The sequence below is a fragment of the Microlunatus capsulatus genome (assembly GCF_017876495.1).
Lineage (GTDB): Bacteria > Actinomycetota > Actinomycetes > Propionibacteriales > Propionibacteriaceae > Microlunatus > Microlunatus capsulatus.
This window is the reverse complement of record NZ_JAGIOB010000001.1, coordinates 2,868,055-2,880,142: the sequence shown is the minus strand read 5'-3', so window position 1 is coordinate 2,880,142 and position 12,088 is coordinate 2,868,055. Positions and strand designations below refer to the sequence as shown.

At 73.0% G+C, this 12,088-nt stretch carries 5 protein-coding genes; 1 reads left to right on the top strand and 4 read right to left on the bottom strand.

The genetic code is table 11. From position 1 onward, the window contains the following. Positions 1-21: 21 nt before the first annotated feature. Positions 22-1,167: an acyltransferase family protein gene (locus JOF54_RS13280; protein ID WP_210056557.1), complete on the top strand. Its 1,146-nt coding sequence runs from the start codon at positions 22-24 to the stop codon at positions 1,165-1,167. 192 nt (positions 1,168-1,359) lie between these two features. On the opposite strand, the gene JOF54_RS21560 is transcribed toward JOF54_RS13280, so the two are convergent. From JOF54_RS21560 to JOF54_RS13260, 4 genes are all read right to left on the bottom strand, one after another. Next, complete coding sequence (locus tag JOF54_RS21560; RefSeq protein WP_210056555.1) at positions 1,360-3,834, bottom strand: right-handed parallel beta-helix repeat-containing protein; 2,475 nt, start codon at positions 3,832-3,834, stop codon at positions 1,360-1,362. Positions 3,835-4,134: 300 nt separating this feature from the next. Further along, positions 4,135-5,388 carry a hypothetical protein gene (locus JOF54_RS13270; protein ID WP_210056553.1) on the bottom strand — a complete coding sequence of 418 codons (1,254 nt, stop codon included), beginning with the start codon at positions 5,386-5,388 and terminating at the stop codon, positions 4,135-4,137. A gap of 27 nt (positions 5,389-5,415) precedes the next feature. Beyond that, positions 5,416-6,024 (bottom strand): hypothetical protein, encoded by a 609-nt coding sequence (locus JOF54_RS13265; RefSeq protein WP_210056551.1) that lies wholly within the window; start codon positions 6,022-6,024, stop codon positions 5,416-5,418. Positions 6,025-6,120: 96 nt separating this feature from the next. Next, complete coding sequence (locus tag JOF54_RS13260; RefSeq protein ID WP_210056549.1) at positions 6,121-12,030, bottom strand: PKD domain-containing protein; 5,910 nt, start codon at positions 12,028-12,030, stop codon at positions 6,121-6,123. Positions 12,031-12,088: the final 58 nt, after the last annotated feature.

Sequence of the window (12,088 nt, the reverse complement as noted above, 5' to 3'; positions counted from 1 at the left end):
GGCGACCAGAAGGCAACCCTCGTGCCCCTCCGTGACCAGCCCGACGGCGCCCGGCAGCCGGCCCCCGCCGCCCCGGGCTCCCGCACCTTCGCCGCCGTCTTCGACCCCCGGCGCAACGCGCTCAACGCCATCCGGCTGCTGCTCGCGGTGTCGGTCATCGTCTGGCACTCGTTCCCGCTGACCGGCGCGGACATCGGGTTCGCCCCGCTGCGCCAGCTGCTCAGCCACGGCGGCGTCGACGGCTTCTTCACCATCTCCGGCTACCTCATCGTCTCCAGCTGGCTGCGGGCCCCGAAGGTGTCGACCTTCCTGCGGGCGCGCGTGCTGCGCATCTTCCCCGGCTTCTGGGCCAGCCTGCTGCTGACGGCCGTGGTGGTCGCCCCGCTCGCCCTCGTCCTCGCCGGCGTCGGCCTGCCCGCCGGCTACTGGTCCGACGCCGCCGCCTACGTCGGCAGCAACGCCGCCCTCTGGGTGAACCAGTACGGCATCGCGGGGACGCCGGCCGGGGTGCCGTTCCCCGAGGTCTGGAACGGCTCGATGTGGACGCTGGTCTGGGAGTTCTTCTGCTACCTCGCCGTCCTCGGCCTCGGCGTCGTCGGGCTGCTGCACCGCCGGCACACCATGGTCGTCGCCTTCGTCGCGCTGACCGCGACGACGCTGGCCACCGCGTACGGGCCGGTGGACAACTACTGGCTGACCCTCGGGTCGCGCTTCGGCCTGCCGTTCGTCGCCGGTGCCCTCGTCTACCGCTACCGCGAGACCCTCGTCGTCCGCGGTCGCTACCTGCTGCTGGCCGCCGTGGTCGTGCTGGCCTCGACGGCCCTGCCGGACTACCGGGTGGTCAGCGCGCTGCCGCTGGCCTACCTGCTGCTGGGCCTGGGCGCCCTCGGCACCCGCCCGCGCCTGCAGTTCCGCCAGGACCTCTCCTACGGCACCTACATCTACGCCTTCCCGCTGCAGCAGCTGCTGGCCCTGGTGGGCGCGGGAGCGCTCGGGGTCCCCCTCTTCGCCCTGGCCTCGCTGGTCCTCACGCTGCCGCTGGCGGCGGCGAGCTGGTTCGGCCTCGAGAAGCCCGTGCTGCGGCTCAAGGACTTCCGTCGCGCCCGCACCGTGCAGCAGGCCGCCGTCGCCGACGTGCCCGCCCCGGCCCCGGCCCCGCCGCGCTGACGTCGAGCGCCCGTCGACCGGCCCGCCGGGGGCTCCCCACCCGGGGCTGACGCCGTCCTCCTCGCCGGCCGGACCGTCGGCACCCGCACCTGCAGGTCCGGCGCAGCGCCCCGGACGCGGACGAGCCGTGCCGGTCGGTGACCGGCACGGCTCGTGGGCTCGTGCTGCGGGCCTGGAGGCCCGGGTGGTGCGTCAGCGCCAGGCGCCGAGGTACCGCGTCCCGGCCGCGCGGCCGAGCTTGGCCGCGACGTCGGAGGGCAGCGGCTGCCCCACCGTCGTGTTGCGGCTGGAGATCGCCGAGACGGGCTGGTAGTTGCTGCCCACCGGGGACGAGCCCAGGTGGTGGTAGCTGTTCCGGTCCCGCCCGGTGGCGGCGACGTAGTCGGAGAACGTGACGAAGTTCGTCGAGTACGCCCCGGCGTTGCCCCAGACGGTGGCGAGCTTCGGCGTGCCCACGGCAGGCTGGCTGAAGACGTTGCCGTTGGAGTAGGTCGCCATCTGCTCGGCGTTCAGCGCGCGGTCCCAGGCCTCGACCAGGTAGATGGTCGACTTGCTGGCCGGGCCACCGGTGAAGATGTTGTTGCCCACCGTGACGTTGGTGGTCGTCCACGGCATCGACAGGTCGGGCTGGGCCCGGCGCGGGTCGTGGCCGGAGACCGAGAGCTGGGTGATCCGCCGCTTGTCCTGCGCGATCGCCAGGCCGGAGCGGCCGTTGCCCACCAGGGTGTTGTTCCAGACGCTGACGTTGTTCGTGTTCGAGATCATCAGGCCGTCGTGGGCGTTGCCGGCGATCACGTTGCCCGCCACCACCGCCTTGGACGAGATCTCGAGCACGACGCCCCAGCGGGCCCCGTTGGTGATCGTGTTGTTCAGCACGTTGATGTCGTAGGTCGACTGGTCGGTCCAGAACTGGTTGCCGTTGGTCCCGGTGAGCTCGCTGTTCTTCAGCGTGATCCCGCGGGTCGTGGTGACCTTGAAGCCGCCGGCGCTGGGCGTCGGGTTGAAGTTCTGGTCGTTGCTGTTCTGCAGCGAGAGGTTGTCGACCACCAGGCCGTCGGCGTAGCTGGCCTGCAGGCCGATCTGGCCGCTGCCGGCGATGGTGACGTTCTTGAGGCTGGAGCCGGGCTTGAAGATGCCGACGCCGGCCGTGGCGCTGTCGCGCACCTCGACGTTCTCGAGCTTCTGGCTCGCGTAGTAGGCCGTGATGACGCCCTGCTGCGGGACCGAGGAGGCGTAGCGGCGGAAGCCGATGCCGCGGATCGTGGTGCCGGGGGCCCGGAGCGAGACGGCCTGGCTCAGCGTGCTGGCCTGGACGGTGCGGCCCGACGGGTTGGTGCCGAGGTAGAGCCGCTTCGCACCGCGGTCGACGAAGAAGGTGCCCGTCCTGACCTGGCTGAGGCTGCCGACCTGCTTCTGCTCGGCGCCGTCGATCCACACCTGGTCGGGGTGGGCCGCCATCGGGTAGGCCGGGTTGAGGAACGTCCAGCCGACGGCGGTGCCGTCCGGGGCGCCCTTGGTGTAGGTCGGGCTGGTGTCGAAGGCGGTGTTCCAGCCGTCGACCTTCCAGGCGCTGCCGGAGGCGGCGAAGCCGGTGACACGGCTGGAGCCGTCGAACCAGACGGCCTCGTTCGGGTAGCTCTGGATCGTCACGGCCTTGCCGGGCGGCACGATGAAGTACTCGTGGTACGTCCCGCCGCGGATCACGATGGTCTGACCGCTGGAGGCCTTGGTCAGCGCCTTGGTGACGGTCCGGACCGGGGAGGTCTTGGTGCCCGAGCCCGCGTCGCTGCCCGAGGTGGAGACGAAGACGGCGTTGGACGGCACCGGGTAGGCCGTGGTGCCGATGGTGGCGGCGCCGTGCTTGCCCGACGGGGCCGGGGTGGCCACCGGGGTGGTGACGACCGGCGGGGCCGGCGGGGCGACGGTGCCGCTGCCGCTGGTGCTGAGGGCCGAGAAGGCCTGGGTGCGGTAGGTCTGCGCGGCCTGGCCGGCGCTGACGTACCCGCTGACGCCGACGGCACCCGCGGACGCGATGCGCGACCCGGAGGTGTCGGTGGCGCGGACCTGCCAGTCGGGTGCGCTCGTCCCGGTGACGTAGGCCTTGCTGCGGACGGCCACCGACGACGTGCCGGTGACGTTCAGCTCGACGGTGACGGTCTGGCCGGGCGACACGGTGCCGAGCACCTTCGAGGCCAGGACGGTGGAGACGCCGCCCGCGACGCGGACGACCTCGCTGTGCAGCTTGCGGTTGGCGTCGATGCGGGCGCGGCTGCCGTACGCGGTGCCGCTCGCCTGCCGGCGGGCCTCGGCGCTGTAGTAGACCTGCGTGCCGCTCGGCACGGTGAACGCGGCGCGCACGGTGGCGTCGCCGAGGGTCACCGCGGGCAGCGAGGCCCGGAACGAGCGGTTGGCGCCGACCCCGCTGACGACAGCGGTGCTGCCGCTCACCGAGCGGGCGGAGCCGCCGGTGACCGACCAGGCACCGCCGCTGGGGGCGCTGCCCCAGCCGGAGCCGACGGAACGGTCGAAACCGTCGGTTGCTACTGTCGTGTCGGCCGCAGCGGTCAGCGGCGTCGCCGCGAGGGCGACCGTGGCGAGCACGGTCGACGCGAGGCCGACGACGGGCGCGGCCCATCTTCGGCGCGCGCCAGTGGAGAACGATGGCATGGGGGCACTCCTGCAGTCTGGGGGCAATGGCTGGGGATTGTTGTGCAATCGTTGCGACGAAGTGTTGCACACGCCGACCCCGGCCTAAAATCACGGAACGGTCTCGTTCCGGTCACCCCACGGTCACGTCGGCCCCGACCGCCGGTCGACGTCACCCCTGGTCAGAGCGGGTTCGGCCGCCGGTCCCCATGACCACCGGTCGCCCTCCGGCCCCTCGGCGGAACGCCGCCGTTACACCCGGAGCGCTATGACCTCGGTCACATGTCCGCGTCCTGCACGGCCCGCCGCCCCCACCATCCGCTACGGGTTCGACTCCGAGGCGCCGTGCAGGCCGACGCCGGACCAGTGCCACAGCCAGGCCACCCAGACGACCTGGGCCACCAGGCAGGCGACGAGCAGCGTCGCGCGGTACGCCTTCGAGCGCGACGCCATGGCCGCCGCCAGCAGCAGCGGGAAGGCCGGCACCATCAGCCGGAAGACCGCGCCGTTGGGGGCGATGACGCCCAGCAGGTAGAGCAGGTAGCTGGCGGTCCAGAGGTACATCACCGGGCCCAGCGAGCGGACCGTCCGGGTGGCCATCACCAGGACGAGACCGAGGACGAAGACGACCGGGGCCAGCACCCCCAGCGGCTTGCCGAAGAGCCGGATGCCGATGTTGGCCCACAGCTCCCCCGGCAGCACGTGGGCGTTGCCGTGCCATGCCGCCTCGGTCTCGAAGTAGGCGTCGGGGTCGCCGGTGACGACCGCCATCACCGCCGGCCACAGGAAGGTGCTGAGCCCGGTGACGGCGGTGAGCACGCCCAGCCCCACCCACTGCCGCCGCTCGACCGGCCGCTGCCGGCGGTACAGGAACCAGCCGACAGCGAGCAGCAGCATGGTCAGCGCCAGCGGTGCGCTGGTCGGGCGGGTGAGGCTGAGCACGAGGACGAGCGGGACCGCGGTCCACCAGCGCTGGTGGACCAGGCACAGCAGCACGGCCACCAGCAGGGTGAGGCCCAGCGACTCGGCGTAGCCGAACTGCAGGATCGGCGCGGCCGGCTGGAAGGAGAACAGCGCGACGCCGGTCAGGGCCGTCCCGGCGGCCGCCCGGGTGGCGAAGAGCCGGTAGAGGAGCAGGCAGAGCGCCAGGCTGGCCAGCAGCGAGATCAGCGGCCCGCTCACCAGCCACCCGACGCCGGTGACCAGCTCCACCAGCTTGGCCAGCCCCGGCAGCACCGGGTAGAAGGCCCACTGGTTCGGGTCGAGGGCGCCGGCGGCGTCCCGGGGCAGCACGCGGGGGTAGCCCTCGTCGAAGATCTTGTGGTACCAGCCGGCGTCCCAGCCGTCGACGTACTCCAGGTAGCCGGGCCGCTCCGTCGTCCAGGGGTTCGGGCCCTGCATCCGGGCCACCGTCAGCACCACGGCCAGCGAGAACAGCCGGCCGACCGCCCAGACGACGAGCACCTGCACCCACCAGCGCCAGGTGGTGAAGCGGCGGAAGCCGGAGCCGAAGGCGCCGAGCACCCGGTCCGTCAGCTGCCCGAGGGTCGTCCCGAGCCGGAGGGCGGAGTCCATGCGGACACGCTACGGGCTGACGACGGCTCAGCCGGTGGGCTGACCACGGAAGACGACCAGTGGGTCACTGGGCGTCACGCCGACCTCGACGGTCACGGGGTCGCGGCGGCCCTCCGCCACCGTGAACACGTAGACGCCGTCCACGGTCTGCCCCGCGGCGGCGCGGGTGGGCAGCGGACGGGCCGGGTCGGCCGACATCAGCGAGCCCGGGGCACCCTTCGCGTCGGCCAGGTTGACCACGGCCGAGCCGAGGTCGAGCTCGGCCGTCGTGCCGTTCTCGATCGAGACCGTGACGGCCAGCGCGGGGCCGGCCACCTCGCCGGGCCCGCTGGCGGTGGCCTCGACGGCGCGGACCGAGGCGAGCCGGACGACGACGTCGTCGGCGGCCTCCCCGGGCGCGTCGAGGCGGACCGGCTTGCGCGTGCGGACCGGCTGCGCCTCGACGCTGGACTCCGCGCTGCCCGGGGTGGGCGGCGGCACCGGCGTGGTCGCCGCGCTGGAGGCGGGGACGGGCGGCGGCTCGGGGACGGGCGTGGTCCCGCCGTCGGAGCCCCCGGTGCACCCGGTGAGCAGGACGGCGAGCAGGACGGCTCCGGCGGCGGCGCGGGCCACCGGCCGGGAGGGGTCGTGGGACATGGCTGGCCTCTCTCGTTCCCCCGAGGTCAGACGCCGATCCTCCCACCCGGCGGCGCTCCGCGGGGAGCGGCGTGCCGGGGTGGGAGGAGCGGGGCGTCAGCGGCGGGTGACGACCAGGTCGTCGAAGGCGAACACGACCGGCGCGTTGGTGCTGCTGCCCGACAGGTAGGCGGTCAGCGCCACCGCACCCGCGCTCTGCAGCCCGGCCACCGTGCTGGTGCTGGTGACCTGGGCCGCGGCCGGCTCGGTGCCGGTCGCCTTCCAGACCTTGCCGGCCAGCGTCGTGGTGCCCGTGCCGGTCACGTCGAAGCGGACCGTGAGGACGTCACCGGGGGTGTAGGTGAGCCCGCTGACCAGGCTGTCCTTGAGCAGCGTCTCGGTGCCGGCGGAGACCGACGTGGTGCTGAGCCGCACCGTCCCGTCGGCCACCAGCCGGACCTTCAGCCGGTACTCCGACGTGCCCTGCTTGCGGGCCGCGACGGTGACGTAGCTGCCGCCGCCGGTGGCCACCTTGTCCGCCGCCACCGAGACGGTGGTGGTGGAGTCCAGGACCGAGACCCCGTTGAGCGCGGCGACCGGGCCGGAGCCCGCCTTGGCCACGGTCACCAGGCCCTTGCCGCCGCTGGTGGCGAAGGCCGACGAGTCGGTCCAGCTGCCACCGGCGTCGGCGGCGCCCCAGCGGGTGCCGGTGCGGCCGAAGGCGTCGGAGGCGACGACGGCGGTCGCCGGCGGGGCGGCGGTGACGGTGACGCTCTTGGTGACGCTGTCGCTCAGCCCGCCGTCGTCGGTCACCGTCAGCTTCACGCTGTAGGTGCCCGCCGCCGCATAGGTGTGGGCGTCGGTCCGACCGGTCCCGGTCGACCCGTCCCCGTACTCCCAGGCGTAGGACGCCACGGTGCCGTCGCTGTCGGTCGACCCCGACCCGTCCACGCTCAGCTTCAGGTCCGCCGCCGAGGAGGCGAACGCCGCGGTGGGCTTCACGTTGGCCGCCGGCGGGGCGGCGGTGACGGTGACGCTCTTGGTGACGCTGTCGCTCAGCCCGCCGTCGTCGGTCACCGTCAGCTTCACGCTGTAGGTGCCCGCCGCCGCATAGGTGTGGGCGTCGGTCCGACCGGTCCCGGTCGACCCGTCCCCGTACTCCCAGGCGTAGGACGCCACGGTGCCGTCGCTGTCGGTCGACCCCGACCCGTCCACGCTCAGCTTCAGGTCCGCCGCCGAGGAGGCGAACGCCGCGGTGGGCTTCACGTTGGCCGCCGGCGGGGTGGTGGTGCCGGGGGCGGTCACCGCGTAGCCGTCGAAGCGCAGCGTCACGGGCAGGTTGGTCACCGTCGAGGCCAGGTAGCCCTGGACCGCGGCGGCACCGGGGCCCTGCAGGCCGGCCGCCGTGCTGGTGGCGCTCACCTGGGCGGTCGCCGGCTCGGTCGCCGAGGCCTTCCAGAGCTTCGCGGCCAGCGTGGTGGTGCCGGTCCCGGTCACGTCGAGGCGGATCTTGTAGACCTCGCCCGGGGTGACGGTCAGGCCGCTGACGAGGACCTCCTTGAGGGAGGTCTCCGCACCGGAGACGACCTGGGTGACGCCGAGCCGGACCGAGCCGTCGGCCAGCACCCGGGCCTTGAGCCGGTACTCCGAGGTGCCCTGCTTGCGCGCCGCCAGGATGACCTGGAGCCCGCCGCCGTTCGCGACCTTGTCGACCGCGAACTCGGTGGTCGTCGTGGAGTCGGTGGCCGCGACCCGGGTCAGGGTCGCCGTCGGGCCGGAGCCGGCCTTGGTCATGGCCAGCACGCCCTTGCCGCCGGCGGTGGAGAACCAGGTGGCGCCCGAGTCGGTCCAGGCCCCGCCGGTGTCGGCGGTGCCCCAGCGGCTGCCGGTGCGGCCGAAGGCGTCGGCCGCGATGACGCTGCTGGCCGGCGGCTGCGGGGCCGCGGTGACGGTGACGCTCTTGGTGACGCTGTCGCTCAGCCCGCCGTCGTCGGTCACCGTCAGCTTCACGCTGTAGGTGCCCGCCGCCGCGTAGGTGTGGCTGTCGGTCCGACCGGTCCCGGTCGACCCGTCCCCGTACTCCCAGGCGTAGGACGCCACGGTGCCGTCGCTGTCGGTCGACCCCGACCCGTCCACGCTCACCTTCAGGTCCGCCGCCGAGGAGGCGAACGCCGCGACCGGCTTGACGTTGGCCGCCGGCGGGGCGGCGGTGACGGTGACCGCCTGCGTCACCTGGTTGGTGCCGCCGCGGTTGTCGGTCACCGTGAGGGTGACGTCGAAGCTGCCGGCCCGCGGGTAGGTGTGGCGCGGCGTGGCGCCGGTGCCCGTGGTGCCGTCGCCGAAGGTCCAGGCGTAGCCGGCGACGGTCCCGTCCGCGTCGGCCGAGGCCGAGGCGTCGAAGGCCGCGACGAGGTCCGTCGTGGTCGAGGTGAACGCGGCCACAGGGGCCGTGTTCGCCTTCTGCACCGAGACCGGGTGGGTGACGGTGTCGCTGCCGCCGCGGTCGTCGGTCACGGTCAGCGTCACCTGGTAGGTGCCGTCGACCGCGTAGGTGTGGGTCGGGGCGGCCAGCGCGGAGGTGTCCCCGTCGCCGAACGTCCAGGCGTAGGTCGCCACGGTGCCGTCGGCGTCGGCGCTGGTGCCGGCGTCGAAGCTGCAGGCCCGCTCGGCGCAGGTGCTGGTGAAGGCCGCGACGGGCGCCTGGTTCGGCACCGGCTTGGTCACCATCACCTGGCGGGTCGTGGTGGCCTTGGCGCCCTTGTCGTCGGTGACGGTCAGGCTCACGGTGTAGGTGCCCGACGCCGCGTAGGTGTGGGTCGCCGTCGAGCCGGTGGCCGTGGTGTCGTCGCCGAAGTCCCAGGCCCAGGCCGCGACCGAGCCGTCGGCGTCGCTGCTGCCCGAGCCGTCGAGGAAGCAGGTGGCGTCGGTGCAGGAGGAGGTCAGCGCGGCCACCGGGGCCGCGTTCACCGCCGCGTCGGAGGCGTTGTAGTGCGCCGCCACCTGGGTGGCGCTCAGCGCGTAGGGGTAGACGGCCGCCTCGTCCAGCGAGCCGGCGAGGAAGGAGCTGTTGCCACCCCAGGAGGTGTCACCGCCGATCCGCCAGTAGCCGGTGTAGCCCTGGTTGGAGGTCTGCCCGTTGGTGCCCACCAGGACGCCGTCGACGTAGAGCCGCATGCCGGCGGTCGGGTCCTGGGTGGCCACCATGTGGTGCCAGCGGCCGTCGTTGTAGGTGGCGGGCGTCGTCGTGGTGTTGGCCTGGCCGGTCCACACCCCGAAGGTCAGCTGGCCGCTGTTCTCCAGGTAGATGTGCCGGTCGTAGTTGCCCGAGTAGCCGCTCTGCTGGTCGCCGAAGCCCATCAGCTTGCCGCCGTTGGTGGTCGTGGTGGAGAACCAGACCTCCTCGGAGTAGGCCGTCGGGTTGGTGAAGGTGCGGGCCGTCGCGATGGTGCCGGTGCTGCCGTCGAAGGCGGCGGCCTTGCCGGCGGTCACAGGGCTGGGTCCCCCAAGGGTGACGCCGGCGGCGACGTTGCCGGCCGTCCGCGCCTCGGTGGCGTCGGCGACGGTGCTGCCGCTGGTCTCGTCGAGGCGCCAGAAGAACAGCGGGCTGTCGCCGTAGACCTGCTGGCCGTAGCGGTCGGTCGGGGCCGGCGGCACGTCGACCGTGCGCCCGCTCTTGGTGTAGTGGTCGCGGATCTGGGTCTGGCTCAGCGCGGTCGGGTAGATGGCGACGTCGTCGACGGTGCCCGCGAAGCTGCTGCTCGAGGGCTGGTTGGGCCAGCCGCCGATGTTGTCCCCGCCGACCCGCCAGTAGCCCTGGAAGTCCTGGCCGGAGGTGGTGCCGCCGTCGGTGCCGACGCGGATGCCGTCGACGTAGAGCTGCTGCCCGGCGGGCGACAGCGAGGCGACGACGTGGTGCCACTGGCCGTTGTTGTAGCTGGCCTGGCTGGTGAGCGCCCGGACCCCGCCCGGGTAGACGCCGAAGGTCAGCCGGCCGCTGTTGTCCATGTAGACGTGCCGGTCGTAGCTGCCGCTGTTCCCGGTCTGGCTGTCCCCGAAGCCGAGGATCTTGCCGCCGGTGGCCGTGGTGGTCTTGAACCAGGCCTCGGCGCTGAAGGTGTTGGTGCTGCGCTCGGTGCTGGTCTGGCCGGCCACGCCGGCGGCGGTGCCGTCGAAGGTGGCCGCCGTGTCGGGCGAGCCGGTGACGGCCCCCGCCGCGCCGTTGGTGACGCCGCTGCCCAGCACCAGGTCGTTGCCGCCGGCCCAGTCGACCGAGGTGGTCTCACCGGCCGCCTCGTCGAGGCGCCAGTAGTGGGTGGCGCCGTCGGTCTGCACGGCGCGGGAGTAGGGGCTGTCGTCGACGACGGTGGTGCCGGTCGTGATCGAGGTGGTCGCGCTCTTCGCCGTGTTGCCCGAGGGGTCGGTCGCGGTGACGTAGTAGCCGTAGCTCGCGCCCGGCGTGAGCCCGGTGTCGGTGAAGACCTGGATCGGCCGGTTCCAGAACTGGGAGGTGACCGTCCGGGTCAGCACCGGGGTGGCGGGCCGGTCGGTGCGGAAGAGCTTGTAGGTGAGCTGCTGGTCGTCGCGGTCGAAGTTCGCCTTGAACGAGACGCGGACCGAGGAGCCGGAGATGCCGCGCAGGCTCGGCGCGCTGTCGGCGGCGGTGGCGCGGGGGCCCTGCTTGTTCGTCGCGATCGAGGGGATCGCGAAGCGCACCAGGCCCTGCTGGCCGACGTTGTTGACCAGCGGGAACTCCCCGCCCTGGACGACGTACTCGCTGGTGGCCTCGGTGGTCCAGCCGCCCTGCGACTGGCCGGTGAAGGAGCCGACGGAGACGTCGGGGAACCAGTTGACGATCGAGGACGACGGCTGGCCCTGGAAGCTGTAGTAGCCGCCGGCGTTGTTGGGGCCGGTGGTGGTGGTCGCGTCGACGGTGAAGGCGTTCGCCCGCATCCAGCGGCTGCGCGGGTTGGTGTCGGGGAAGCCGTTCATGTTCGAGCAGTCGTGGTGGTGGCTCACGGTGTAGACCACGCCGCCGACGGGCGACACGTCGTAGGTGTCGCCGTGGCAGTCGGCCATCGACTTGAGGGCGCCGCTCATCGGGTCGGCGACGAACATGCCCTCGAAGTTGCCGGTCCCGCCGTACCAGTAGGCCGCGCCGTAGATGTTGGTGCCGTCGCTCTTCAGGCTGTAGATGCCCGCGGAGTTGCCGTAGTTCTTGATGGTCTGGTTCGCGGCGAACGGGTAGAGGGTGCCCGTCGTGGCGTCCAGCGAGCCGAGGCCGATGGCGGCCGAGCCGTTGAGGGCGGCGAAGATGCCGCCGACCACGAGCCGCGAGCCGTCGGGCGTCAGCGTCATGGTGTTGACCGTGCTGTCGGCGGTCGGCGCCCAGGCGAGCGTGGCGCCCGTGCTGGGGCTGACGGCGGCGAGCCGCTGCCGGGCGACGCCGTTGACCGCGCCGAACCAACCGCCGAGGTAGACGGCGTCGTTCGAGACCGCGATGGAGAAGACGTCGGAGCTGGCCACCGGCTTGAACGTGGAGACGAGCGAGCCGTCGCTGGTGTTGAAGGCGGCGACGCGGCTGCGGCTCTGGCCGTTGACCGTGGTGAACGAGCCGACGACGTAGAGCCGCGACTTGTCCGGCGACACGGCCATGGCCCGGATCCGCCCGTTGACCGTGGGCGCGAAGCCGGGGTTGAGCACGCCGGTGCGGATGTTGTAGGAGAGCAGGTTGCCCCGCGGCGTGAGGTTGGTCCCCGCGGCCGCGCCGGCCGGGCGCGCGTTGGCGAACTGGCCGCCCGCGTACACGGTGTCCCCGACGATGGCCTGGTCCCAGACGACGCCGTCGATCTGCACGGTCGGCAGCGCGTCGGCCGTCACGCCCTTGGCGGCGTCGCGGTCGACGACGTTGTAGGTGGACGCGGCCTCGGCCGCGGAGGCCTGGCCGGTGCCCGCCGCGACCAGCGCACCCGCGAGGATGGTGGTCGAGAGCAGGCCGGTGAGAGCGCGCTTGGCACGCGAAGGCGTCAACGCCATGAGTTGGGTTCCCCGAGTGTTCGGTGCGCGGCCCCACCCCCCGTGGGTTCCG